Raw genomic sequence first — 25096 nt, forward strand, 5'->3', positions numbered from 1 at the left:
TACCCGTATATACCACGGTTATTCGGCAAATGCTCAGCTATGACTGGAATACGGATTTAATGGCTTATAATAATATCGAGTGGCATGCAGTTGACCATCGGCTGATTGAGCATAACCCGGAATAACACCAGCTTCCACGAACCCGATCGACTCGTATAGTCCATTGGAGGGATCACCCACCCTCGTATCTAGCACCAGTAACGTTCTATCCTGACTTAGTGCCTCTTCTTCCGCTGCCTTCATTAACTGACGTGCGATCCCAAGCCTGCGCCCGGACGGATGTACCATAAGCTTTGCAATTTCCGCACGATGAATAGCGTTAGTTTTTTGAGCCAAATGGAGCTGGACCGTCCCTACAGGTACTTCGTCCTTCTCGGCAATCCACAGAACTACGCCATCCTCAAGTACATTGTTCCAATAAGCTGCTGCTTCCTGATAACCTAATGGAGGTAAGAAACCTATAGATGCACCGTCTGCAACCACGTCGATTAACAGTCGACTCAGTGAATCTGTCAGGGCTTCGTTCAGAACTTGAACAGGGTAAATTCTCACTTCGTTAGACATTGTGATTCCTCCCGGTGAGTTCGATAACATACAATAAAGAAAGTAAACTATCTTTTTAGGATAGCTTACTTTCCATAATACTTTGTTTACTACTTAATCACCCTTACTTCTATTACTGCTCTGCCATATAAAAGAACTCCCACAAATGACCATCCAAATCCTGAAAGCTCCATCCATACATAAAACCATGATCTTGAGGTTCATTCGAGGGCTTGCCGCCTGCTTCCAAAGCCTTGCGAACGATCTCGTTCACCTTTTCTCGGCTCTCCACCGATAGAGCAACAATCGCTTCTGTGCTTTTCGTGGCATCTGAAATTTCCTTTGTAGTGAACTCTTTAAAACGTTCTTCAACCAATAGCATGACAAAAATATGCTCACTAACAACCATGCAGGTTGCATGTTCATCAGTGAACTGAGCGTTAAATTCAAATCCAATTGTAGTGAAAAAATCAATGGAGTGCTGTAGGTTTTTAACTGGTAAATTCACAAAAATTTGTTTAGCTGTTACTCCCACGATGCTTCACCTCTTCATTCTACTTTATCATACGACTTCTCCACAAAAGATAACTTAACTGTCTCACAAAGTCAATCAATCTGACATTTGCAATTAAACTAACAACTCTTACCTTGTCCCTTAGCTTTACACCAAGAATAGGCTTGTACAACAAAATGGCTTCAGATGTTTTTTCATCCTGATCCACTTGATCATCCACTCTTGGATTTAGAAGCTGTTCCCTTCCCCAATTTCTCCATGATTACGCTTACAAACATATCCTATATTTAAGATACCACAAATTAGCCAATTTAGTACTTAAATTATGTAAAAATGAATTCTTCTTGTCGTAGCATAATCAGATCATATTATTGTAAACTTGTTCTAATACAGAAAAAGGTGGCACACACGCTATGGAGCATTTGCTTAACGATCAGGTCAAAAATATTCAAATCAGCGGCATCCGCAAAATCGCAAATAAAGTTGCCGCATTACCCGGAACGCTCTCCTTAACGATTGGACAGCCGGATTTCCCTACCCCTGCGCATATTATGGAAGCTGCCCATCGGGCGATTGATGAAGGCCGGACCACTTATACACCTAATCCGGGACTGCCGGAATTACGAGAAGCCGCAGCAGCGTTTGTAGCCCGTAAATACGGCCTAAATTACCGTGGACAGGATGAGGTTATCGTAACGAACGGAGCCAGTGAAGCGCTGGATATTACCTTACGCACGATTTTGTCACCCGGTGATGAAGTCATTCTACCCGTGCCAATCTACCCAGGGTACGAGCCATTGATCCGTTTGTCAGGCGGCATTCCTGTGTTTGCCGATACCCGCAGTAGCGGATTCAAGCTCACAGCCGAGGTGCTGGAGCCTTATCTGACCGAACGGACAAAAGCAGTCATTCTCGGATATCCTTCGAATCCAACCGGACGAGTGATGAGCCGTGAAGAACTGGAAGCGGTCGCCGATTTACTGAAGGAGCGCGATCTGTTTATCATTTCGGATGAAATATACAGCGAACTGATTTACGATACACCCCACGTGTCCATTGCAGCTCTACCAGGTATGCGTGAGCGCACCATCGTCATTAACGGTCTGTCCAAATCACATTCCATGACGGGATGGCGTATTGGTTTTACACTTGCACCCGCTGAAATTACACAGCACATGGTCAAAGTCCATCAGTACAACGTGACCTGCGCTAGCTCAATTAGCCAATATGCAGCACTCGAAGCCCTGACCGTCGGGGTGGATGATGCACTTCAGATGCGCGAGGAGTACCGCCAACGTCGCGACTATGTACACGGAAGACTGACTGATATGGGAATTCCACTAGAGAAGCCTGAGGGAGCCTTTTATCTTTTCCCTTCCATCGCCCATTTTGGATTAAGCTCGATGGATTTTACCTTGAAGCTGCTGGAAGAGCATGGAGTGGCTGTCGTACCTGGAGATGCCTTTTCTTCCTATGGCGAAGGATACATTCGCTTGTCCTATGCTTACGGACAGGATGTGCTGGAGCAAGGGTTGGATAAAATAGAGAAGTTTGTTAGGGGAATTGTGAGGAGTTAAGGGGGAGAGGAGGCGCTATGCGGTCCATTTGATCTTCCGATCGCCGTTGCGGTGGGATTCTTGAATTGGATAAAACATTTATAGGTAAGAATCCCTCAGCAAAGGCGAACGCTGCCACTTCTCCAGATTCAAATGGCCCGCTTCGCTCAATGCCCGCCTTAAAGTTCCTCATTCCACTAACATGTGTGTAGAGTAAGGGGAGCAGAAGTACAATACTCACCCGCCTCGCGCGGTGAGTAAACAGAATAGGCCTCTGAGGCACCCCTACGGGTGGCTTAGAGGCCTATTCTTCCACTACTCGCACGCGCTATCGGCGTAGGGATTCATGGGTGACTAGCTTTAAGCACGGTGCAGCGGAGGGGGCGGAATGGTGCTGGACAAGCGAAGCGGTCGCCTTTAAATTCCGATTTTCACCTTTATGCGGTAATCATAAAAATCGGAATTTAACAGCGATGGTAAGCACCATCCGCCACCGCAGCGACCTTTAAAGCACCACTCCCTAATCCCAACGCCCCTCCCCTATTTTAAATGCATTTTGAATTGCAGGAACAATTCGTTGTAATGAGCGAGCATGCGCTTGCCCAGATTGTCGTACACTTCCAGCTTATCTGTAATATCGGACGGAGGGTAAAAACGCTCGTCACCAGAGATATCTTTAGGCAGCAATTTCTTTGCATCCTTGTTTGGCGTGGAGTATCCTACAAATTCGGCATTTTGAGCGGCTACATCGGGCTGCATCATGAAATTGATGAACTTATGGGCCGCATCCACATGGGTAGCGGTTTTTGGAATAACTATATTATCAAACCACAGGTTGGAGCCTTCATCCGGCACGATGTAATCGAGCTTATCGTTCTCATCCATGATTTCAGACGCATCACCGGACCAAACAACCCCGGCAGCAGCTTCCTCGTTTGCCAGCAGCATTTTAATCTCGTCACCAACAACCGCTTTGACATTGGGCGCTAATTTCTCCAACTTCGTCAAAGCCTGCTGCAAATGTGCCTCATTCGTGTCATTCAAGGAATAGTGGAGACTGTTCAGCGACATGCCCATAATCTCCCTTGCTCCATCAACCAGCAACAGGTTATTACGTAGCTTCGGGTCCCACAGGCCATCCCAGCTATGAAAATCAATGCCTTTCGTCAGCTCCGGGTTAAACACAATCCCGACTGTACCCCAAAAATACGGAACCGAATATTGGTTATTCGGATCAAACGAAAGGTTTAGATAATGAGCATCTACATGCTTCAAATTCGGCAGCTTGCTATGGTCCAACGGGAGCAACAAGTGCTCCTGCTTCATTTTAGCCAAAGCATATTCTGAAGGAACCGCTACATCAAACGAAGTTCCTCCCTGCTCGATTTTTGTCAGCATCGCCTCATTGGAATCAAATGTCTGATAAATGACAGTAATTCCTGTCTCCTTCTGAAACCGTTCCAGCAGTTCAGGATCAATGTAGTCTCCCCAGTTGTACACCGTCAGTGTGTTGCCACCAGAGTAGCCTTGGCTGGAATTCAGCCATGCCGCTACCCCCATCAGCCCAAACGAGATGATGAAAATGGACAGAAACACGCGCACAAGTGACTTCATCTAGGCACCCCCATTTCTGCCGCAGGCTCTTTTTTACCATTGCGATTCGCCTTGCGCATAATAAAGTAGTAGCCCACCACCAGCAGCACAGTAAATAGGAATATGAGCGTGGATAGCGCATTGATGGACAAGGAAACCCCTTGACGGGCACGTGAGTATATTTCCACCGATAAGGTCGAATAGCCACTACCTGTCACAAAAAAGGTCACCGCAAAATCATCCAGCGAGTACGTTAACGCCATAAAGAAGCCCGCATAAATCCCTGGCTTGATAAAGGGTAGAATCACCTTGGTCAGCACATCCATTCGGCTGGCACCCAAATCACGCGCGGCATCGACCAGAGATGGACTCATTTCCTGCAGCCGCGGCAAAATCATAATGACCGCAATCGGCACACTAAATGCAATATGGGACAATAAAACGGAGTAGAAACCCAGCTTAATCCCGACCATCGTGAACAAAATAAGGAAGGAAGCGCCAATAATGACGTCCGGGTTCACGATCAATACATTATTGAGCGATAGCAGCGTATTTTTGACTCGACGGTTCTGCATCTGATGAATAGCCAGCGCACCCATGATACCAATAATCGTAGCCAACGCAGACGACAGCAAAGCAATCACCAAGGTGTTAATGACAATAATGATCAAGCGAGTGTCTGCAAACACCTCTTTGTAATATTGGAGTGTAAAACCTTCAAACTCATGCATCGTCCCGCCACTGTTGAAGGAATAGTACATCAAATACAAAATAGGTGCGTACAACACGAGAAAAACAATAACCAAATATATATTCCCAAATCGGTTTTTATTTACCATGCCGCACCCTCCGTTTCGTTCCCGAGGTGAGCAGCATAATGATCCCCATCGCCAAAATCAGGAACACGGCGACCGTAGAGCCCATACCCCAATCCTGAGTAACCAGAAAATGCTGCTCTATCGCCGTTCCCAGTGTAATTACACGGTTACCTGCAATCAGGCGGGTAATCATAAACAGCGACAACGCTGGAATAAACACAGCCATGCAACCAGATCGCACACCCGCAAGCGTTAACGGAAAAATAACCCTGCGAAACGCGGTCCACTTGGAGGCTCCCAAATCACGGGCTGCGTCCAGCAATGAAGGGTTTAACCCTTCCAACGCGTTATAGATGGGTAAAATCATAAAAGGCACAAAAATATAAACCGACACAAACACAAAGCTGGAGCTGGTAAATAATAATTGCTGACCTCCCAACCCAACCATACCTAACACCGCATTCACCGGACCATAGGTTCCGAAAATCCCAATAAAAGCATACGTTTTGAGTAACAGGTTAATCCAGGTCGGCAAAATAATGAGCAACAGCCACAGCTGCTTATGCTTGGTGCGTGTGAGTAAATAGGCTGCCGGGTAAGCAACTAACAGTGAAAATACAGTGATCAGAAATGCATACCAAAACGAGCTAAGCGTCATGCTCAAATAAACAGGTGTCAGAAACTGAGCATAGTTGTTGAATGTGAGATGACCACCCACATCAAATAGTGAATAGTAAAACACAAGTACAACCGGCGCCGCCACGAACAGCACAATCCATAAATAGTAAGGCAGCAGATACGCTGCTCTTGTATTACCGGACATGCTGATCCACCTCTTCATAGGCTTCCAGACGCCGATCAAATTCTTCCTCTGTTTCCCCAAACCGCATCACATGGATCGCTTCCGGGTCAAATCGCAGACCGATTTCACTGCCCAGCTCCGCCTTTTTGGTAGAATGCACGAGCCACTCCTGTCCCGAATCATCATAGCAGCTTATTTCATAGTGAACACCACGGAACAATTGGGTATCCACTTTTACACGCAGCTTGCCTTCAACAACACTCGTAATCTCTAGGTCCTCCGGCCGAATCACAATTTCAATGGGTTCGTTCGGACGCAGTCCCCCGTCGACACATTCAAACTGTCGACCGTTAAATTCCACTTGGTAATCCGCAATCATCCGTCCTGGGACAATATTGGATTCGCCGATGAAATCAGCAACAAACCGATTGATCGGCTCATCATAAATATCATTAGGCGTACCACTCTGCTCAATCTTACCTTTGTTCATGACAAAAATTTCGTCCGACATGGCCAGCGCTTCCTCCTGATCATGCGTAACGAAAATAAAGGTAATTCCAAGGCGCTGCTGCATTTCGCGCAAAATGTACTGCATTTCTGTTCGCAGCTTTAAATCCAGTGCAGACAACGGTTCATCCAACAAGAGAACATCAGGCTCATTGACGATAGCCCGTGCGATGGCAACACGCTGACGCTGTCCTCCGGACATCTCAGAAATTTCCCGCTCGCCGTAGCCTTCCAGATTGACAAAGGACAACGCCTGTGTCACCTTCTCCTGGATGTCCTTTTTATTCATCTTTTTGATTCGCAGACCAAAAGCTACATTTTCAAACACATTCAGATGCGGAAATAGCGCATAATCTTGAAAAACCGTATTAACCTGCCGTTCATTGGCTGGTACACGATTAATGAGTTTTCCATTCAAATAAATAGAGCCTTCTGTCGGCTCCGCAAAACCTGCAATCATACGCAGAATCGTCGTTTTACCACAGCCGGAAGGCCCCAGCAGTGTATAAAATTTACCACGCTCAATTTCAAAGCTGACGTCCGCCAGCACTGGGGGATCGTTGTCATATTGCTTGGTCACCCGTTCAAATCGGATGATGGTTTGCTCTCCCATAACACCCTCCTTCAAAAATTCGACTTCATTCCATTTCATTCTTCTCATTAAACATAATTATTCAGGGCGTATCATTTACCCTTGAGACTTCCATGTAAAGTAGTCTGTCAGCACACGAATGGCTACACCAATCGCTTCTTCCGCAGGCTCCAGCTTCGCATGATGCAAACCATAAGGCGTATCCACGCCAAGCCAGAACATCAGACCGGGAATTCGCTCCAGAAAATACCCGAAGTCTTCTCCGGTCATCGCTTCTCCGCATTCAATAAGCTGCACATCCTGCCGGTTACTGACCCAGTTCATAAATTCCTCGGTCACCTGAGCTTCATTGTACACTTGCAAATAATTGGAGCCATAATGAATCTCTGCATGACATTCAAATCCAGCTTCCACACCGCGCACCAGCGCTTCAATCCGCGATTTAACCAGCGCCATCGTATCGGCAGACAACGTTCGGATCGTACCCTCCAACCGAGCGGTTTCTGCGATAATATTCTGCTTCGTGCCTCCGCTAACCTTACCCACAGTAATGACTGCTGCATCCAGTGGATTCACATTACGGGCTACAACCGTTTGTAATTGTCCCACCAGTTGGCAAGCAGCCACTACCATATCATTCGCCTTGTGTGGATACGCAGCATGCCCGCCCGTACCCTTCAGGTCGATGAAAAGCTCCGACGTATTGGCAAATAGGATGCCCGGGCGAGTCGCAATTGTACCGACAGGATATTCAGGTGCAACATGCAGCGCGACAATTTCATCGGGTATCCAGTCTGCCAGCTCTGTGCTGTCCCGCATAGGCAAGGCTCCGCCCGGCCCTTCCTCAGCCGGTTGAAACAATACAACCAGATCATCCTTAATCGGATGGCTTGCAAAGTGAGTAACAATTCCCAATCCAATCGTCATATGTAAATCGTGTCCACAAGCATGCATATAGCCGGGATGGGTCGAACGGAAATCGTAACCTGTCTCTTCTTCAATCGGTAAACCATCCATATCACAACGATATCCATAGCGGCGTTCAGGAGCTGTTCCATGAATGAACACTAACACGCCCGTACGCCATGTACGAATTTCCAACCGCTCCTGAGGGAGCGTTTCCAAATAATTCAGCAAATATTGTTGTGTTTTGTACTCCTCAAAACCCGGTTCGGGAATTTGGTGTAAATCTCTTCGTATTTGGACAAAAGAACGATAGTCGACCGTACTCATTGCTGCCACGCCTCCTCTTTATAGCTCATCAGCTCTTATCGGGCAAAAGAACAAAAGGACAAAAGCCCGGCGCAGCCGCCGAGCCTTGTCCGTTGTGCTTCGTCCCTAAGTTATGCTGTCAGTGCATCATGCTTCTGACAAGGAATCGTTCACCTTTGGTACATAAAAAACTTTTACCTTCTTACAGAACGCGCAGTTCTTTCAAAATCTCAGTTTTAGATTTGGTCTTATCGTCGACCTGTTTGATCACACGTGCAGGTGTACCCGCCACTACGGAGTATTCAGGCACATCTTCAGTTACAACCGCTCCGGCTGCAACAACTGCACCTTTACCAATGCGTACCCCTTCCAGTACAACCGAGTTCGCACCGATCAATACTTCGTCTTCTACGATAACAGGCTGTGCGGACGGTGGCTCAATGACACCCGCCAGGACAACGCCTGCACCGATGTGGCACATGTTGCCTACTTTAACACGACCGCCCAGCACAGCATTCATATCAATCATCGTGCCTTCACCAATGGTGACACCGATGTTAATCACTGCACCCATCATGATGACTGCGTTGTTACCGATGCCAACCATATCACGGATATATGCGCCTGGCTCAATGCGTGCATTAATGCCTTTCAGATCCAACATTGGAACAGCGGAGTTACGGCGGTCATTTTCCACCACATAATCTTCTTCTTTAGCGTTTGCGCTATCCAGTACCGGCTTGATATCAGCCCAATCACCAAATACAACACCACTGTCTCCAGAAATAAAAGCTTGAACATTCTCGCCAAATGATGCGGAAGCCAAAGCTCCTTTTACATATACTTTAACAGGCGTCTTTTTCTTGCTGTTTTTAATCACGTTGATGACTTCTTGTGTATTCATTTCGATGGACATAGTAAATCTAACAACTCCTTCATCGCTTCATACGACTTCGCAAGCCGGAATGATCTTATTCTCTCATCCTTTATAGCACAAAAGTGCAGGTCTCGCAATTATAGATTAGACCCTTATAGCTCTAACCTAGCCCTTAAAATAACCATTTTCAGCGGCATGACTGCCTTAAATTCATGATTGTAAGCCGCCGATCATCCCGCATCAAAGTAGGGTTATTTATTAGCTTGCAGGCTCTCCAGCGATGTATAAATGTAGGATTCTAATCCTTCAGCAGGTTCACCTTGTGGAATGTTCACTTTCACGATGAAACCGCCTGTTTTATTTTCTACAACTATATATTGCTGTGTCATCTTCGAACTGCTCGCTTGTAAGAACAGACGGCTACTGGATAACGCTTCAGGTATGGCTGCTTTGTCCAGCTTTTGCACCTTACCGATGGAAGCTAGATCCTTTTCGCCTTCTTTCTGAAGTTCATCCAGATTAAAATCGGAGGGCAGCTTCGTAATTTCAGCATAATAGTTATCATCTACAGCCAAGGCAACACGGTTTTGATCGGGAAAAAGGGACATCGAATCAAACACATACAGCGAATATCCCTCTCCTTTTGCCAATGTCGCAGTCTGCTTTTCCTTTTTTCCTTCAAGGGCGAGATCAAAAGTTTGAGTCTTTGTGCGTTCTCCGCCTACTGCTTGACCAGAACTTCCGTTTTGATTGCCATCTGTTGCAGCCTCTGTTTTTTGTATTTTCGTTAAAGTCAGTTGCTTCGCCGTCGCGTCGCCCTCTACTGCTTTTTCGTTGTATTCAAACGCTACTGTATCGCCTTCCTTAAGTCCAGCTATTACCGTGTCCAGTCCGTCCCCCAATTGGAAGGATTGGGCTTCGCCATTGGTTTCAATCTCTACCGTATGCGGGTCAGCAGCTCCATTGTATACACCTGTGCCTTTTTTTACCTCCGACTCAGCGACCGGCTCCGGTTTAACCTGCGTCTGCTGTTGCGTTTGCGGTTGGTCTGCCCCTTGAGGTGCGGTGTTATTGGTTTGCGGTTTCGTTCCACAGGCTGACAGAGCCAGCACTGCCACTACAGTCAGTAGTATAATTGAAATTGTGTTTTGTTTTTTCATAAAATCCACCTCCACTATGATAGACGAGCTTGTGCAGCAAAAGTTCTACGCAGCATCTCACTTAAAATCCTACCTCCTGCTCCCGTTTATTATATTCTCAGGATTTTGAAAAATCCTAATACCACGGGAATGTCAGGTACGGTATAATGGGCTGTATTGAACCTAATTTTGAGATACCGATGGAAGGACATAGACGTATTTACTTTCTTCCATACGGATGGAGCTGCCACATGAATCAAGCACACAAGCCGTCGTTTTCCTTTGAATTATTGTACATCATAGGTATTATCGCTATTTCGTTCTCCTCGATCTTCGTAAGATGGTCTGAAGCCGAGGTGTCCGTCATCGCTATGTACCGTTTGTACCTAACCAATCTGATCATGCTGCCTTTGGTCTGGAAGTACCGCACTGAGCTGTTTAGCCTGACCCGCAAGCAGTGGATGCTGATCCTCTGGTCCGGTATTGCGCTGGGGCTGCATTTCTTGCTCTGGATGGGCTCACTGCGACTGACCACCGTTGCAAGCTCTACCGTTATTATGACATTGGAGCCGATCCTTGTCATGCTCGGTTCTTTTTTGTTTTTCCGGACGGGCACGAATCGCGCCATGCTCATCGGAATGGGTATGGCTTTTATCGGCTCGCTGGCCATCGGAGCTGGAGACTTCCATGTCTCAGGACAAGCCCTGCTCGGGGACGCACTGTCCTTCTTGGGTATGGTAGCCGTGTCCATCCATATGCTGATGGGCAAGCATCTGCGCGAGCATTTGAGCGCGTTTGTGTATAATTTTTGGGTTTTTGCCATCGCAGCCACATCACTTGCGCTGTATAATGTGGTCAATGCCATTCCTCTTACCGGATACGCTCCACGGGAATGGGGACTGTTCCTGCTGCTTGCCATTGTGCCTACACTGTTCGGACATTACCTGTTTAACTGGTTGCTCAAATACATTAACGCAACTGCGGTGTCGATGGCGGTACTCGGTGAGCCCGTTATTTCTTCCCTGCTAGCTTGGATGCTGCTCGGGGAAAGGCTGTCTGCCTTACAATTTGGTGCAGGCTTTTTCATCCTGTTCGGGGTATGGATTTTTATCCGATACGGAACGGATTTTAAAAAGAAAGTTGTCCATCAAAGTGAGTTGCCCGACACTGAGCACCCCCTGAAGGCCAGCTCTTAACTTATTTACCCCATTTTCATAAACCATACTCAATGAATTAAATTCACTTCTAAAAAAAGGAAGGCGGAATTCTCTATGAAATCCATCGTATCCAAACGCTGGCTGCTAGCCCGATTGTATGAGCCGGACATGATCATCGCCGACTGCCGTTCCCTGCTCGGACAAGCCGGAGCTGGGCGGACTCAATTTAGTGAAGACCATATACCAGGGGCGGTTCACTTCGATTTGGAAGAAGACCTTACCGCTCCTCTTGGTGAGCATGGGGGTCGCCATCCATTACCTGATGTGGATACACTTGCTGCACGTCTGAGCCGTGCCGGGGTTAACGCATCTTCCCGCATCGTCGCTTATGATGACCAAGGCGGCATGATGGCTTCCCGCTTCTGGTGGCTCCTGCGCTATCTCGGGCATGAGCAGGTATATGTGCTGGAAGAGGGCTACAGCGCTTGGAAAGAAGCGAAGTTCCCCGTTACGGTAGACCAGCCGATTCGCATTCCAAGTACATTCACACCAAATGTACAGCCACAAATGCTCACAAGTATGCAAGAGGTACACCGTGTATCCGAAGATTCTGTTCCTGTTGGCTCCTATATCGGTTTTTCACCTATATTAATCGACTCCAGAGAGCGGCCTCGCTACCTGGGGCTGGAGGAGCCCATTGATCAAGCAGCGGGACATATCCCCGGTGCAGTGAATTTCTTCTGGAAAGAGGTCTTGGACGAAAAAGGCAGCTTTAAGAATGCGGAACAATTGCAGCAGCACTTTGCCGATCTTGATCCAAACGCAGAAATTATCGTGTATTGTGGTTCTGGCGTATCCGCCTGTCCCAATGTACTGGCCCTGAATGAAGCTGGATTTAGTAAGGTCCGTTTATATCCGGGAAGCTGGAGCGACTGGATCAGCTATGAGGAGAATCCGGTGGCGACCGGAGAGGAATAAAAAGTTTCAACGGATATACAGGTTCAAAAGACAAATAAACTGCCTTAAGCGATTTGGCTCATGGCAGTTTATTTGCTTTGTTAAAAAGTACATAAAAAATCAACTTGAGCCGAGTGAAGCGACCTTATATAGAATTCCAAAGCTGATTTTTTTCTACGTCCTGACGATTTGGCGTAAGTTTCTGACTGGTTCCACATCTCCCGAAATTCTTCTACCAGATTGAGATGATAGCCGGTACAAAAATACGCTGTTAACTGGAACTTATTTCGCCTTCGAATAGCATCGCATTGCTCTATGCACTATACGTTCACCTCATCCCATCTATAAATAACATAGCCGAGTTGACATATAACTAGTAATAAATAAATTACGTTTATACATAGATATATTTTAATTTTTTTCTTGTATTTATGTAAATCTACTTCTTCGTTCACTTCTCTTTTCTTTATTTTCTCTCTCCAACTCATTAATCTTGAGAATTCTACTGCGCCTAATACTCCCCATAGCAATGTAAATACTAAAAATACGGCATTTACTAGAGACAATAATATCCCCATTCCTACATCCATTGTTCTTATTGATCTAAAACAAATGTGCACCACTAGTGTCAGACTAAATAATCCCAAGCCTATAATACTTACTATCGGTTTATCTTGCATTCTCATCTTTTTATTCCCTTCGGTTCCAATTACTTATAACGTTTATTCACGATGTCCCACCGCTTAACTGCCACTTGCGGCAGTTAAGCGGTGGGACATGTCTGTTGAATTACTTCCTCGAAATAGCTATCCAATATTTTGAACAACTATATATCTTAATTCATATTCTTTCTGTTGTTTCTCTGCATATATCAGAGTTTCTCTTATAGAACCCCTTTCTAATATATTCAAATCATTAAAATGTTCTATTAAATCTTCTTCAGTAAAGAAGTGAGCATATTTCCCTTTCTTGTATTCATATGTTCCTTCCTCAATTTCCCTACCCACACCATTATTAAAATACAATCAGAAAAACATGTGAAATACATTACACCTAATTCCTTCAAATGCTTCACGCAATTCTGTATCAGTTTTTTTCGGTCTTCTAACAAAAATAAATGTAATAAATCATAACAATATATTCCATCATACCTTTGGCTTGTAGTAAACTCTAATACCGATTCTTGAATAAAATTCGTTTTTAAATCCCATTCTTTTGCTAGATTTATAGCTGAACTAGATATCTCAATTCCATCAACCTGAAAATAAGAAGAGAACGCCTTTGTATTTCTTCCATATCCAGCACCAGGAACCAAAATATCATGTACATTATTTTTTTTGAACAAATCCATAGCTTGGGTTACAGTTTGACTTGGTTCACAACCCCAAATCATTCCTTCTTCAGTAAATCTTTTGTTCCAATAATCCCCCATATTATTCACCCGCCTATATACTCACATTGCTCTTCTTTTAAGCTCATCAATCTGTCTGATATGATGTTGATCATGCCAGATAAAATCTCTTAAATATGATATTACAGTAAACTTCCCATCAGCATATTCTTTAGTAAACCTGTCGTCTTCAAAACTTTCTATACTCTCCAATATCATGTTACGGTACTGAATAGTCATTTTAATTAATTCTTCCTTCGTTTTTGTTTTCCCATATTCAACAGCATCCTGATTAAATTGTTCAAAATCCATATGTGTTAATGTCAAAGGTGAATTGTTTAATATCGGATTTATGGCTGCATCAAAAAAGTATTTATCCCACAGCAGTATATGACTTACGATATCGTGAACTGACCATTTATCTTCGGCAATCTTTATTTGCCAATCCATTTCACGAATCTCAGAAACAAAACATATCCATTCCTTGAACTCCTCTAGTAACTGCGAATTCTCATTCATGGTTTCACACTCCTTTTTTCAAATTATTCATTGTTCCTTTGCCATTCATCTGTTAAAATCGCATGTTGATATGCATTATGCCAAATGGGTTGTCCTTCTTTTCGCATCAACAAGCGCTCCAATAATCTCCACGATGAAGCGTTTTCTGGATTACACATCGTAATAATCCGATGAGCCTTTAACTCTTCAAATCCATATTGCAATACTCTTCTACTTGCCTCAGTAGCATATCCATTCCATAGTATCTTGGGTTGAATATGTATCCTATTTCCCATGTTAAAAACTCAAACGGTACGGTTTGATTAAAGTAAATGTGTCCTATCATTTTATAAGTAATCATGTAGATCATTCCAATCATCAGATCGAAAATTTCTTATAAGTAATCTTTCTGACGCTAAATCTATCATAATTATCGCCTCTAATACGTTTATTTAGCCTTTGCCTGAATTACTTTTACCGATCATTTAAACCCTCTCCATTGAGAATTTTCTGCATACATTTTTCAACCCTTGACTCCCGAGTTTTGGATTGTTTGGGTGCAGAAAAATACATAATAGAACTACTACGACCTGGTATTCTTCATTCATTCTATCTGCTCGTATCCTATCCAGCTCATTTCCTCAATGTTTAATAATTCTTTAAACTCTTCTACTAACTGATGCTTAGATTCCAGTTGTGTATAGTAATTATTATTCAAAATATCGTCTAATTGTTTTATTCGCTCATTATCTAGTTCAAAAAATCTAAATGTTTTTAGATTGCAATTTGTAAACTGTTTTGCTATTTTCTCATTGTATTCATTAGATCTCAGAACTTCTTCAATTAATTCAGTTCTGATTTTGTCCCCTCTAGGGTCGACATATAAAAATTCAATGTGATCTTCCTCTGGATATCTTTCTTCTGCAAGCTTAATAATTGAAGTATCTAATAACACATATGATATATGAAGACTTGCTATCTCTTGTGAATTATAAACTACACGGTATCCCCAACAGTGATCTTCAAAATTATAAAAATATAACACTGGGATTTTTTCTGAGATTTGAAATAGACTTTCTGGAATTTCTTCACTTTCTTCTGTATCTTTGGTTACGAAAACAAACCATTTGTCATTTAAATCCTCCGCGTATATAGGATCATGCTCAAGAATTGCTTCTTTATATTTCAATAGTGATAAGCTTCCTGAAGTCAATTCACTCATTGTTTTGGCCCCTTTTTGTTTTTTAGTCATATTTCAGCTAACGTTCTTGTATTCATGAACCACTAAGGGGTTGTCTGCTGAAATGCCTCTCCGAAATCCACCTCGCAGACCCATACTCCGTAAGGACCGCTGCTTGAATATGATGTTAGGCGATACCCTTGATCTCTTTTGAGTTCCTTAAAATAATCCCTATTACTACTGTATTTTAACTTCTCAAATCGACAACCATCGTGATTGATGAATCAACTTTCCCAACTTCTTTAAATCCGAATCTCTCGTAGAGTTTCATTGCCGCTGCATTGCTCGGATCAACACTGAGGGATAATTTTTTTATATTCCTCTTCCTAGCTTCTTTAAATAATTCATCCATTAAGGCCATTCCGATTTTTCTTCCCCTGTATTCTTTTAACAAAGCCATTCCTAGTTCGGGTACATCATTATCAATAAATCCAAATCCCTTATTATCCTCGTTAAAATATCGAACTGTTATTGATCCGACGGGTTCACCCTCATGGTTCATTGCTATAAATCCAAAATCCCCATCCCTTCCCCAACCTTCAATATACTTTGATATATAAGGGTCTTTTATTATCGCTTTATCGAATGGCTCTTGACCTTCTGGGATAAATAATGATTCATATAACATCTCCCATAAAAATAACACATCATCTTCTATTATTGGTCGAATTCTGTATTGCATCATTGAAGTTACCTCATTTTTAGATTCTCAAAGGTTTCACCTAACGTTTCTGTATTTTCCATAAAAGCTGTAGCTTGAATATTATGTTATGCAATTCCTCCATCCTCTCCGAATCAACGTTCCAAAGATTGGCTTGCTTCTGTTAATTCATCATTTACCTCTAAATATTTCAATGTTTTTTCAATATCGTCGTGGTCCATTGTTTTCGTTATAATTAGATGTTTAATATTAAATCCTGGTGGTTCCATTTCTTTTTTAAAGTGATTTACTAATTTTTGAGGGGTTGTCACCAAACTCCATCGTTCACTTCCATCCGAAAAAGTAAGGGTCACCTCCACCAAATCAAACTCCTTTGGATCATCATCAAACTTCCATCTTTCTAAATAAGGCACTTCTATATTTCCTTCAATAAAATGAGCTTTTGATATCCAAACTGCTTTTCCATGGTTTCCAATAATTCTATACTTGTCCCTATCTTCTTTTTTTACGATGTATTTATTGCCTCGTGTAAGTGCATGAGCATAAACGCCTATACTCATACAAGTTATGATTGGTCCCTCCATCAATTCACTTCCATACCGTATTTAACTTACTGAGGTTTCGCATAACGTTCCTGTATTCATGAACTCCAAAAGGGGGTGTCTGCTGAAATTCCTCTTTGAAATCGACCTATCAGACCAAGGCTCCGTCAGGAGCCGCTGTTTGAATATGATGTTATATGACGGTACTTTGGACTACTTTCAAAATACATTATTTCTTTAAGTATTTTCCCATGTTCTTTTTCGACTTGAATTTTATAATCATTGTTTGTCATCTATGAAGCATCACCTTGAGAGTTATTCATCATACTGTCATATAGCGTCATGTATTCACGAGCATTCACTACCTCAACCAACCGAAAGGAGCGGCTGCGACGCAGTTAGGCAGTAAAGGGTTATCCGGCTGAATATACTCTCCTGCTAATGAATCTACTTCTTCGAAACCGCTACTTTAAACTTCGGTCCGGACCAAGAAGCCATAGCCACACAACGTTGAATATGTTGTTATAGGATAGGGACGCCTACTGATATACTTACTAATATTCTTCAAATTTATATTTTGTTAATTTATTTATTTCAATTACTTGTTCTTTATTAAAATAGCCCATTAGGCAACCTTGATCTAAAATTGAAATATACAATTTCATGGATTGTTCAGTCTTTATTAGTTCGTTAAATTTCTTGAATATCTCCATATCCAACCAATCATCATATACTTTCATTTCCCATCTGATAAGTTCATTCATATATTCAAAAGAGACCCATGCAGTACCATTCTGAATATCTACGTAATCCGTTATATTATTTAAATTAAGTTTTGTCATATTCTCTAATCGTATTATTATTCTTGCATAGTCTCCATGGTCCTCAATACATTCAGTATCTAAATACCAAATTTCCTCAGATACATTTATAAATTCACCATTCACTTCAACTTCTCCACCTAAAGTAAGTAGTAGCAAGTTGTAGGGATCTTCTTCATATTCATTTCTCGAAAATTCTTCCAAAAGTAATTCTTTTTTTAAATCTGCACTCATGAAGATGCCCAATTCAGAAAGTTTGTTTAGTTGATCTTCAAATATTTTCTTCTTCTTAAATAAACCAAACAACTTAAACACCTTCTTTTTATGGTTTGCGTCCCTTTTCTATAACGCTTGTATTCATGAGCTCCGTCAGGGGTTGTCTGCTGAAATGCCTTCTCGAAATCTTTCTCGCAGACTAAGGCACTGTAAAAGTCGCTGCTTGAATATGATATTAAGTGATGCCTTTGCCTTTTACAGTGTACATTATTATTTTTCTATTATTCTAAAAGTATTATTAATAACTCTTTCATAGTTTTCCCATTCAAAATAAAAGGGACCTAGATTTATTGATTTGTTCTCATGCTCCAACTTGAAATCCTTCCATATTACAATTTCTTCTTCCCTGTCAATTTTCACTGAGATATAACCACACTCTTCATCTCCACACCAAGGACATACAAGTATTGGATATCTATGATACATATGCTCATGTGGTTTCTTTAGCAAAAAGTATTGAATTATTTCTTTTTGGTGATCTTCGCTTCCCCATCCTAAGGATGGAACCAGATCGTGCTTCTTAAGCATTTGGTAAAGTGATCTTCCATCAATAATTAAATCTGCAAATTTTCTGTTCTTATTCCCATCTTGCTCTGGGTCAAATTCATCATATCGGCTGGAAAGTTTAGTTTGTAGAGTATTTATCGTTGTCATTGGTTTCTCCTTGTTGATTATCATATATAGATTTCACTTAACGTTGATGTATTCACAAACCCTCACCGACTTAAAGGCCGAAGGCCTGGCGTGATGCGGTTAATCAGTTCAGGGCTATCCCGACAGTCACTTCCTCGCCTAATGCTTCTTGGACCGATGGTCGACTTGCCTCGGCCCTTAGCATAAAATAAATTGTTAGGCGAAGCATTGTAACATCTTTGAATTTTCTTTAATTTTTATTCTGATCTGCTCGCTCTTTTATCTCTTTAATTATTTCTCTATATCTTTCTACATCATATTGAAAATTTAAGCCATGCGTAATCATTATGCTCTTTAGGTCATTAAATTTATGTATTAATTCTTCCAAAAAATAGATTATTTGGTTTCAAGAGAAAGCAAATTTATTAGAAGTCTTAACGAATTGTTCCTTAAAAGGCGATTGCTCAGTTAACCAAAACAATCTATCATCCTCATGACTGACTTCAACATAGTATCCCCCACAACCAAATATACCGCAAGTACAAGTGAACATAGGATACTTTCCTGGACAAATTAATGATTTTAAAAATTCGTCTTCTACAAACACTTCATCTTCGTGCAACTTATTTCCATTTATATATAAAGCTATCCTCCAATCAATAACATGGACCATTCGCCCAGAATGTCTTGTAATATTTTTGTATTCTTTTCTTATGTCAATTTCCATATTTACTGACAGTACATCAAGTTTATTTTCATCTGCTTTTTTCAAGAAAATCTTCATCGCTCTCCCCGAACTTCATTGTATGATCACAATATTTCGCCCAACGTTTCTGTATTCATGAACTCCCTCAGGGATTGTCTATCTGCTCCAGCCTCTTCGAAATCCTTCTGCAGACCAAGGGCACTGCATGACCCGAAGCTTTGAATATTATGTTATATGATTGCCATCATCTTCTATGGAATACCTACAGTCCTTAATTCAGCTTCCATTATTGCAAAGTATACATCCATGGCAATTTAAATAGATATCATGTTTTTCGCATTTGGGATAACCTCTTGGAATTGTAGGGTTATCATCCCCCTCTTCAATTTCTGACCATTCTGTATAATTATTCATGTCAACATCTTCTTTATTGAATGCTTTAATCATTAAGCCAAATTGATTCAAACAATTAACAACCCAATCTTGGCGTGGTTTATAGCTTAATTTCTCCCACCCTAAACCATCTACTGCATTTGAAATAGTATCTAGTATAAAATCTTTCTCGCTTTCAAAGGAGTCTATAGTCCAAGGCATTTCATCAATATCAAAACCAACTGTTCCTATTTCAACTACAGACTGATCCCTTTGTGCTAGCCAAATAATTAATTCTTTTTCTCGATTCGTTTTAGCTATTAGTGATCCACTAATAGCTAAGATTTCAATAAAAACTGAAGTTAATCCATTTGACATACCTATGGGTTCAACTACATCATTTAATTGTTTTGGTAATGAAATGGTGTTCGCCATACTATGCTCCCCACTTTTCAACTTGGTTTATATGGTGATTTTCTCTAACGCTTCTATATTCATGAACCCTGTCAGGGGTTGTCTGCTGAAATTCCTCTTCGATATCCAGCTCGCAGACCAAGGTTCCATAGGAGCTAACGAAACATAACTTCTTCGATTCACTTACAAAATCAGCCCTTTATGATCCTCGCCTTCGAGCTGTTTATAATTCTCAATCAACTATCTATAAGCAATTCTCTTAATCGTAGACAAAATTGCTTCGTATGAAAATGCCAACATTTATTTGTAATCATAATCCCTTAATGATAGTTCTTGAACAATTTTTCTACTGTCCTTTATTCTTAGAATTTGCTTCGGTTTATCATATATCCAACCAAGCTTTATACAATATTCAATTAATATGGATTTTATTAAAGGTCTATATAAGTTAATGTAATAACATTCTTTCCAGTCGAACGAAATTTCAATAAAAGAAGTTTTATACTTCCTTGAATAAGCTCTAAACAATACCTCATAAGGTTTCTCGTCAACAATGCAAATAAATTGATAATGTCTAACAATGATTGGGATTGCTTTTTTTTGAAATACTTTCATCATTCACCTCAACATTACTTTATCAGCAATTATGTCTAATAGCGTTCTTGTGTTCCTGAACCCGAGAAGCTTAAAGAAGCGTAGCGACTGGCTAGCTTCGGTTCTTAGCCTCGCAGGATTGTCTACCTGACTTTCACCTTCAGGAAAACGATGTTATGTGATACCTCTAGTTCTTATTTAATATATTCTTCAATCCTTGTTTAATATTATTTGGTCTCGTCTATTCTAGATTACTCTATTAAAAAAATCTCTGTAGTCTAAAGTCAATTCCTTTTTTAGTTCTATATTGGAAGAAATACACCACATATTATTAGCACTCTCTTCTTAAAATGCTTTTTACATTGATTTACTCAACGTCAATTTTTGTTTAAATCCTTTGTCAGTATTATTTCCAGAGGTTCGTTCTCAAGCATTAAACATCCAGCATCTCTATATCCAAGCTTTCTATAAAAATGTTGAGCTTCTTCATTTGAAAGTGTTGAGGTCATAACCATTTCAAATCCTTTTTGTTTCATTAATTCCTCCCAATAGTGGACAACTTTTTTACCAATACCTGTTCCTCTATACTCCTCATCTATCCATATCATATTCATAAATGGTGTGTTGTCCCAAAAAAATCCGTATCTCATCCAACCTATTTCTTGATTGGATTCTCTGATTATTAGAATTTCATTTTCTTTTATTTTTGGTCTTATCAGTGTCTTATGTATGTGCTTGTCTCTTAACAAGATGTACTCATAATCTGATTCAATCGCAAAATCAATCTTCATTGTAAATCCTCCCTTTCACTCTTTTCTTCGAATATCTTTTTGGTAACACTCAGCACTGATGTCTCATAACGTTTGTACATTACATAAGTTTATAAAGTCTTTTTAAAAATGTATAAGTCACCTTCTTCTCTAACTTTAGTAAACCCACACTTTGAATAGAAGTGATGATTCTTCACACTCCAGCTAGGAGTATCCAGCCACCATTCTGTGCTGTCTGGAAATTCACTTTCAATTTTCTCCATCATCTTCGTTCCGATTCCTTGATTTTTAAAATTCGGATCAATAAAGATCCTTCCTAGATTATGCACTTGATTACATTCTACAAATATCATAGCTCCCCCGATATTTCTCCATTAAAGAGCACCTTGAAATATTCGCAATTTTGCATCATCTCTTCTTGCCAACTTATGGAGTCATATCCTATGGGCCCAACGGTTTCGTTATTATTAAAATGCTTTGATTCATCCTCAAAACTGGCCTTTTGTATTTCAGCAAGTCTTTGCGCATCATTTTTTCCAGCTTTTTCTAATGTCAGCACCAAACATACCTCCATTGTCTTTTTATTTTTTCCAGGGTTGTCTGCTGAAATGCCTCCTCGAACTCCATCCCAGCAGGTCAAGGTTCCGTGAGGATTCTTATGCTTGAATATTATGTTATCAGAAGTTACCGAACTTCTTCACTATGCATTCAAAATCAATCTGTAAATTTTTTATCAGTGAATTTTCTTATATGGTCTTTTTTCATTTTGTAGCTTGATTATTAGTTCATATGCATCTCTTTCGCTTCTCTGAGCTTTTAGCGACTCTTCTTCTGTTATTTCTATTTCTATCATTTGAACCACTATTCCACCAGCATCAAAACTAATGAATATTCCCCCATCTCTTCGAATTATATTAATCCCGTAATTGGCAAAGAGTATATCCACATTATGGGTGCCAGCCTCAAAAAAGCCCAAATTTAGAGACTCAAATGGACGATGTTGGTTCGTCTCCCTCGACACCACAATTCAGCAATTTCCAAAATTGTTCAACCATGACCGATGCCGGATACGGCATCGAACGGGTAATCCACCATTCCAATACCCCCACTGCCGCTGAAATTAAAAATTGCACCGTAATGTCCCTGTTCATATCCTGATCGAGGTTGATCGAATCCAGATGCTCGCACAGACTTTGCCGGAACATTGTCTCTATTTGGTTTCGAAAAACCGTACTTCCCTTGTTCGTCAGCATTATTGAGTAGAATGAAGCATGCTGCTCCAAATATTCAAACGTACGCAGTAGTGCGGTTTTGGAAGGGAGATGAAAGAAGTTATCTTCAGACATACAATTGCGTAGTAACTCTTTAATTTGAGCTTCCATGCATTGATCGCGCAGATCGTACTTATCAGCGAAATGCAAATAAACCGTTCCGCGATTGACATTCGCTTCCTCCGCAATTTGATTGATCGTAATTCTCTCGAATTCCTTTTCTGACATCAGCCTCATAAAAGCATCAATAATGGCTTGCCTCGATTTTTGAATACGCCTGTCCATATCCTTCTCCCCTTTGTACCATCCGAAAAAATGAACATTTCGAAGTCTTCTGTTGAAAAATCAACAACCACGCTTGTTTTAACCATTGAACCCCACATACCGCTCTGATACATTCACTTTATAAAATTTATGTTGATGATTCAACATATGTTCAATTTTAGAGGAGCTGTAATCATGAAATCTATTGTTTTACAATCTTTGGAATGATTTAAATCACATTGAACTAGGAGGGTTTAAAAATTGAAACTTACAGGAAACACGATTTTTATTACAGGCGGCGGTTCGGGAATTGGACGTGCGTTAGCAGAAGCTCTCCACAATCTTGGAAACAAAGTTATTATCGCCGGTCGACGTAAAGAGCGTCTGGAGGAGACGATCAAAGCGAATCCCGGCATGTCCGCAGTGGAATTGAATGTACAAGACCCTGCCAGCATAAAGGCGGCCGCCAAGCAGTTAATCAAAGAATACCCGGATGTTAATGTCTTGATTAACAACGCCGGCATCATACAGTCCGATGACGCGGCGGGCGTGATCGATGAGGATGTTTTGGTTTCGACTGTCACTACAAACTTGCTAGGTCCCATTCGGTTGACTTCTGCATTTATTGAGCATTTGAAGTCCAAAGAAGAAGCGGTTGTCATCAACACGACTTCAATACTCGGATTTGTACCATTAGCAACAACTGCTGTATACTCCGCGACGAAAGCAGCACTTCATACCTATACGCTGTCCCAAAGGTACTTGCTTAAAGACACATCGGTAAAAGTAATAGAAATTGTGCCCCCATGGGTTCAAAGCAACAACGATGAACCACGGGCGATGCCACTTACTTCATTCATTGATGCAACAATAAAGATACTTGGCACGGATACAGACGAAGTTTTGGTGGAAGAAGCGAAAATGTTTCGAAATAACCCTGGCCCGAACGAAAATGTTTTTGTGACCCAGCTTAACGATACGATGAATTCTGAACCTCCAAAGATCCATTGATCCATCTGTAATTTAATTTGCAAAAATTTAGGCGAACATGAAGTAGGCACTCAGCTTCGTCTACTTCATGTTCATTCTATTGCAACTTACTCGCGGAGTAAGAAAAAGCGCCAAGCAGTCATGCCAATGTTTGCCTCTTAAATAATTTCGTTGATTTCACATAACGTAGGTATTCCCGAAGTTCAAGCAGCCCTTTGTTAGGTGATGTCGGGGACATCCTCGATTTACTAAAAAAATATTTTCATGATCTTACTTCATTTAAAAATCTTGTTATTATCGGTAGGTCAGGAGGACATATTTGATTGGGTATCTTGTTTAAATCAAAAAATTGTACATCTTGTACTTCATTTCCATCGCCTCTGATTATTCCACTGTATTCTTTACATATATAAGCTGCAACTACGTTATATACTTCATCTCCATGAGGATATCGATAATAAAGTTCCGGGCCTGAAAATATATCAAGTAATTCTAACTCTTCGGCTTCTAAGCCTACCTCTTCAAAAAGTTCCCGGCTTGCAACCTCCTTCATATTCTCACCAGGCTCCATTGAACCTCCAGGTAATCCCCATAGACCATTGTCAGTTCTTTGTTGCAATAATAATCGTCCCTCATCATCTATGAGAATCACACATGCTCCTGCCATAATTATAGGTCGGGTACCTACTAACTCTCTTAATTCTCTTATGTAATTCAATATCTTCACGCCCCTTCGAGATCCTCCAACAGACCCAGGCTCCGTTAGGAGCCTGCTGCTTGAACATTATGTTATACGATAATTGTGCCATCTCTGATTAAGCCACAAAAATAAGTTTATAGAGTCTTTTTAAAAATGTATAAGTCACCTTCTTCTCTAACCTTAGTAAACCCACACTTTGAATAGAAGTGATGATTTTTCACACTCCAGCTAGGAGTATCCAGCCACCATTCAGTGCTGTCTGGAAATTTACTTTCAATTTTCTCCATCACCTTCGTTCCGATTCCTTGATTTTTAAAATTGGGATCAATAAAGATCCTTCCTAGATTATGCACTTGATTACATTCTACAAATATCATAGCCCCCCCCTATTATTTCTCCATTAAAGAGTACCTTGAAATATTCGCAATTATGCATCATGTCTTCTTGCCAACTTAAGTCATATTCTATTGGCCTAACGGTTTCGTTATTATTAAAATGCTTTGATTCATCCTCAAAACTGGCCTTTTGTATTTCAGCAAGTTTTTGTGCATCATTTTTTCTAGTTTTTTCTAATGTCAGCACCAAACATACCTCCATTATTTTTTTCTTGCACGGGTTTCGTCTAACGATCTTGTATTCACGAATCCTCACCACCTTAAAGGAGAAGAGCGACTGGCTGCAATGCAG

At 41.2% G+C, this 25096-nt stretch carries 27 protein-coding genes and 2 pseudogenes; 4 read left to right on the top strand and 25 right to left on the bottom strand.

Annotation, left to right across the window (positions count from 1 at the left end; genetic code table 11):
* Nucleotides 1-33: 33 nt before the first annotated feature.
* Both MKY35_RS17715 and MKY35_RS17720 read right to left on the bottom strand, forming a co-directional pair.
* Nucleotides 34-564 carry a GNAT family N-acetyltransferase gene (locus MKY35_RS17715; protein ID WP_342444376.1) on the bottom strand — a complete coding sequence of 177 codons (531 nt, stop codon included), beginning with the start codon at nt 562-564 and terminating at the stop codon, nt 34-36.
* A 112-nt stretch (nt 565-676) separates the two neighbouring features.
* Nucleotides 677-1078, bottom strand: coding sequence for a VOC family protein (locus MKY35_RS17720; RefSeq protein ID WP_342444377.1), 402 nt, complete (start codon nt 1076-1078; stop codon nt 677-679).
* A 392-nt stretch (nt 1079-1470) separates the two neighbouring features.
* On the opposite strand from MKY35_RS17720, the gene MKY35_RS17725 reads away from it, so the two are divergent.
* Nucleotides 1471-2634: an aminotransferase A gene (locus tag MKY35_RS17725; protein ID WP_342444378.1), complete on the top strand. Its 1164-nt coding sequence runs from the start codon at nt 1471-1473 to the stop codon at nt 2632-2634.
* Between the two features lie 519 nt (nt 2635-3153).
* Here MKY35_RS17725 and MKY35_RS17730 read toward each other — a convergent pair.
* The 7 genes from MKY35_RS17730 to MKY35_RS17760 all read right to left on the bottom strand — a co-directional run bounded on the left by MKY35_RS17730 (nt 3154) and on the right by MKY35_RS17760 (nt 10174).
* The gene (locus tag MKY35_RS17730) at nt 3154-4227 is read right to left on the bottom strand and encodes an ABC transporter substrate-binding protein (protein WP_069010414.1); all 1074 of its coding nucleotides are present in this window, start codon (nt 4225-4227) and stop codon (nt 3154-3156) included.
* Nucleotides 4224-5045, bottom strand: a complete 822-nt coding sequence (locus MKY35_RS17735) for an ABC transporter permease (RefSeq protein ID WP_013311255.1) — start codon at nt 5043-5045, stop codon at nt 4224-4226. Before MKY35_RS17735 ends, MKY35_RS17730 begins: the two co-directional genes overlap by 4 nt.
* On the bottom strand, nt 5035-5847 hold the full coding sequence (locus MKY35_RS17740) for an ABC transporter permease (RefSeq protein ID WP_342444379.1): 813 nt from the start codon (nt 5845-5847) through the stop codon (nt 5035-5037). Before MKY35_RS17740 ends, MKY35_RS17735 begins: the two co-directional genes overlap by 11 nt.
* Nucleotides 5837-6946 carry an ABC transporter ATP-binding protein gene (locus tag MKY35_RS17745; protein WP_029515434.1) on the bottom strand — a complete coding sequence of 370 codons (1110 nt, stop codon included), beginning with the start codon at nt 6944-6946 and terminating at the stop codon, nt 5837-5839. Before MKY35_RS17745 ends, MKY35_RS17740 begins: the two co-directional genes overlap by 11 nt.
* 75 nt (nt 6947-7021) lie before the next feature.
* Nucleotides 7022-8158 (bottom strand): N-acetyldiaminopimelate deacetylase, encoded by a 1137-nt coding sequence (locus tag MKY35_RS17750; RefSeq protein ID WP_342444380.1) that lies wholly within the window; start codon nt 8156-8158, stop codon nt 7022-7024.
* Between the two features lie 181 nt (nt 8159-8339).
* Nucleotides 8340-9053, bottom strand: coding sequence for a 2,3,4,5-tetrahydropyridine-2,6-dicarboxylate N-acetyltransferase (gene dapD / locus MKY35_RS17755; RefSeq protein ID WP_029515436.1), 714 nt, complete (start codon nt 9051-9053; stop codon nt 8340-8342).
* A gap of 212 nt (nt 9054-9265) precedes the next feature.
* Nucleotides 9266-10174 carry a hypothetical protein gene (locus MKY35_RS17760; protein ID WP_342444381.1) on the bottom strand — a complete coding sequence of 303 codons (909 nt, stop codon included), beginning with the start codon at nt 10172-10174 and terminating at the stop codon, nt 9266-9268.
* Nucleotides 10175-10404: 230 nt separating this feature from the next.
* Between MKY35_RS17760 and MKY35_RS17765 the strand changes: the two genes are divergently transcribed.
* Nucleotides 10405-11349, top strand: coding sequence for a DMT family transporter (locus MKY35_RS17765; protein WP_342444382.1), 945 nt, complete (start codon nt 10405-10407; stop codon nt 11347-11349).
* 75 nt (nt 11350-11424) lie between these two features.
* Nucleotides 11425-12288 (top strand): sulfurtransferase, encoded by an 864-nt coding sequence (locus MKY35_RS17770; RefSeq protein ID WP_342444383.1) that lies wholly within the window; start codon nt 11425-11427, stop codon nt 12286-12288.
* Nucleotides 12289-12587: 299 nt separating this feature from the next.
* On the opposite strand, the gene MKY35_RS17775 is transcribed toward MKY35_RS17770, so the two are convergent.
* From MKY35_RS17775 to MKY35_RS17840, 14 genes and pseudogenes are all read right to left on the bottom strand, one after another.
* Entirely contained in the window at nt 12588-12947 is a 360-nt protein-coding gene (locus tag MKY35_RS17775; protein ID WP_342444384.1) for a hypothetical protein, read from the bottom strand.
* A 248-nt stretch (nt 12948-13195) separates the two neighbouring features.
* Nucleotides 13196-13699 carry a class I SAM-dependent methyltransferase gene (locus MKY35_RS17780; protein ID WP_342444385.1) on the bottom strand — a complete coding sequence of 168 codons (504 nt, stop codon included), beginning with the start codon at nt 13697-13699 and terminating at the stop codon, nt 13196-13198.
* 21 nt (nt 13700-13720) lie between these two features.
* On the bottom strand, nt 13721-14176 hold the full coding sequence (locus tag MKY35_RS17785; RefSeq protein ID WP_342444386.1) for a DinB family protein: 456 nt from the start codon (nt 14174-14176) through the stop codon (nt 13721-13723).
* Nucleotides 14177-14759: 583 nt separating this feature from the next.
* Nucleotides 14760-15377 (bottom strand): hypothetical protein, encoded by a 618-nt coding sequence (locus MKY35_RS17790; RefSeq protein WP_342444387.1) that lies wholly within the window; start codon nt 15375-15377, stop codon nt 14760-14762.
* Between the two features lie 205 nt (nt 15378-15582).
* Entirely contained in the window at nt 15583-16080 is a 498-nt protein-coding gene (locus tag MKY35_RS17795) for a GNAT family N-acetyltransferase (protein WP_342444388.1), read from the bottom strand.
* A 110-nt stretch (nt 16081-16190) separates the two neighbouring features.
* A complete protein-coding gene (locus MKY35_RS17800; RefSeq protein WP_341039695.1) occupies nt 16191-16616 on the bottom strand; it encodes a hypothetical protein in 426 nt (141 codons plus the stop codon).
* Nucleotides 16617-17152: 536 nt separating this feature from the next.
* A complete protein-coding gene (locus MKY35_RS17805) occupies nt 17153-17734 on the bottom strand; it encodes a hypothetical protein (protein ID WP_342444389.1) in 582 nt (193 codons plus the stop codon).
* Between the two features lie 171 nt (nt 17735-17905).
* Entirely contained in the window at nt 17906-18349 is a 444-nt protein-coding gene (locus tag MKY35_RS17810) for an oxidoreductase (protein WP_342444390.1), read from the bottom strand.
* A 385-nt stretch (nt 18350-18734) separates the two neighbouring features.
* Nucleotides 18735-19100: a hypothetical protein gene (locus MKY35_RS17815; RefSeq protein WP_342444391.1), complete on the bottom strand. Its 366-nt coding sequence runs from the start codon at nt 19098-19100 to the stop codon at nt 18735-18737.
* Between the two features lie 210 nt (nt 19101-19310).
* The gene (locus MKY35_RS17820) at nt 19311-19841 is read right to left on the bottom strand and encodes a hypothetical protein (RefSeq protein WP_342444392.1); all 531 of its coding nucleotides are present in this window, start codon (nt 19839-19841) and stop codon (nt 19311-19313) included.
* Nucleotides 19842-20791: 950 nt separating this feature from the next.
* Nucleotides 20792-21205: a GNAT family N-acetyltransferase gene (locus MKY35_RS17825; RefSeq protein WP_342444393.1), complete on the bottom strand. Its 414-nt coding sequence runs from the start codon at nt 21203-21205 to the stop codon at nt 20792-20794.
* Nucleotides 21206-21294: 89 nt separating this feature from the next.
* Nucleotides 21295-21743 (bottom strand): annotated as a pseudogene (locus MKY35_RS17830) (GNAT family N-acetyltransferase).
* 174 nt (nt 21744-21917) lie between these two features.
* Nucleotides 21918-22160: a hypothetical protein gene (locus MKY35_RS17835; RefSeq protein ID WP_342444394.1), complete on the bottom strand. Its 243-nt coding sequence runs from the start codon at nt 22158-22160 to the stop codon at nt 21918-21920.
* Nucleotides 22161-22170: 10 nt separating this feature from the next.
* Nucleotides 22171-22740, bottom strand: a complete 570-nt coding sequence (locus MKY35_RS17840) for a TetR/AcrR family transcriptional regulator (protein WP_342444395.1) — start codon at nt 22738-22740, stop codon at nt 22171-22173.
* Nucleotides 22741-22980: 240 nt separating this feature from the next.
* On the opposite strand from MKY35_RS17840, the gene MKY35_RS17845 reads away from it, so the two are divergent.
* Entirely contained in the window at nt 22981-23730 is a 750-nt protein-coding gene (locus tag MKY35_RS17845) for an SDR family NAD(P)-dependent oxidoreductase (protein ID WP_342444396.1), read from the top strand.
* A 241-nt stretch (nt 23731-23971) separates the two neighbouring features.
* Here the strand turns inward: MKY35_RS17845 and MKY35_RS17850 are convergent, their stop codons facing one another.
* Both MKY35_RS17850 and MKY35_RS17855 read right to left on the bottom strand, forming a co-directional pair.
* Complete coding sequence (locus MKY35_RS17850; protein WP_342446666.1) at nt 23972-24427, bottom strand: NUDIX domain-containing protein; 456 nt, start codon at nt 24425-24427, stop codon at nt 23972-23974.
* Between the two features lie 116 nt (nt 24428-24543).
* Nucleotides 24544-24991: pseudogene (locus MKY35_RS17855) on the bottom strand (GNAT family N-acetyltransferase).
* Nucleotides 24992-25096: the final 105 nt, after the last annotated feature.

Source organism: Paenibacillus sp. FSL L8-0638, from assembly GCF_038593075.1.
In the GTDB taxonomy this organism is placed as follows: domain Bacteria; phylum Bacillota; class Bacilli; order Paenibacillales; family Paenibacillaceae; genus Paenibacillus; species Paenibacillus polymyxa_D.

Coding starts and splice junctions, on each gene's coding strand:
- MKY35_RS17715 (WP_342444376.1), bottom strand. CDS start 564: ATGTCTAACGAAGTGAGAATTTACCCTGTTCAAGTTCTGAACGAAGCC.
- MKY35_RS17725 (WP_342444378.1), top strand. CDS start 1,471: ATGGAGCATTTGCTTAACGATCAGGTCAAAAATATTCAAATCAGCGGC.
- MKY35_RS17730 (WP_069010414.1), bottom strand. CDS start 4,227: ATGAAGTCACTTGTGCGCGTGTTTCTGTCCATTTTCATCATCTCGTTT.
- MKY35_RS17735 (WP_013311255.1), bottom strand. CDS start 5,045: ATGGTAAATAAAAACCGATTTGGGAATATATATTTGGTTATTGTTTTT.
- MKY35_RS17740 (WP_342444379.1), bottom strand. CDS start 5,847: ATGTCCGGTAATACAAGAGCAGCGTATCTGCTGCCTTACTATTTATGG.
- MKY35_RS17745 (WP_029515434.1), bottom strand. CDS start 6,946: ATGGGAGAGCAAACCATCATCCGATTTGAACGGGTGACCAAGCAATAT.
- MKY35_RS17750 (WP_342444380.1), bottom strand. CDS start 8,158: ATGAGTACGGTCGACTATCGTTCTTTTGTCCAAATACGAAGAGATTTA.
- dapD (WP_029515436.1), bottom strand. CDS start 9,053: ATGTCCATCGAAATGAATACACAAGAAGTCATCAACGTGATTAAAAAC.
- MKY35_RS17760 (WP_342444381.1), bottom strand. CDS start 10,174: ATGAAAAAACAAAACACAATTTCAATTATACTACTGACTGTAGTGGCA.
- MKY35_RS17765 (WP_342444382.1), top strand. CDS start 10,405: ATGAATCAAGCACACAAGCCGTCGTTTTCCTTTGAATTATTGTACATC.
- MKY35_RS17770 (WP_342444383.1), top strand. CDS start 11,425: ATGAAATCCATCGTATCCAAACGCTGGCTGCTAGCCCGATTGTATGAG.
- MKY35_RS17775 (WP_342444384.1), bottom strand. CDS start 12,947: ATGCAAGATAAACCGATAGTAAGTATTATAGGCTTGGGATTATTTAGT.
- MKY35_RS17780 (WP_342444385.1), bottom strand. CDS start 13,699: ATGGGGGATTATTGGAACAAAAGATTTACTGAAGAAGGAATGATTTGG.
- MKY35_RS17785 (WP_342444386.1), bottom strand. CDS start 14,176: ATGAATGAGAATTCGCAGTTACTAGAGGAGTTCAAGGAATGGATATGT.
- MKY35_RS17790 (WP_342444387.1), bottom strand. CDS start 15,377: ATGAGTGAATTGACTTCAGGAAGCTTATCACTATTGAAATATAAAGAA.
- MKY35_RS17795 (WP_342444388.1), bottom strand. CDS start 16,080: ATGATGCAATACAGAATTCGACCAATAATAGAAGATGATGTGTTATTT.
- MKY35_RS17800 (WP_341039695.1), bottom strand. CDS start 16,616: ATGAGTATAGGCGTTTATGCTCATGCACTTACACGAGGCAATAAATAC.
- MKY35_RS17810 (WP_342444390.1), bottom strand. CDS start 18,349: ATGACAACGATAAATACTCTACAAACTAAACTTTCCAGCCGATATGAT.
- MKY35_RS17820 (WP_342444392.1), bottom strand. CDS start 19,841: ATGGCGAACACCATTTCATTACCAAAACAATTAAATGATGTAGTTGAA.
- MKY35_RS17825 (WP_342444393.1), bottom strand. CDS start 21,205: ATGAAGATTGATTTTGCGATTGAATCAGATTATGAGTACATCTTGTTA.
- MKY35_RS17840 (WP_342444395.1), bottom strand. CDS start 22,740: ATGGACAGGCGTATTCAAAAATCGAGGCAAGCCATTATTGATGCTTTT.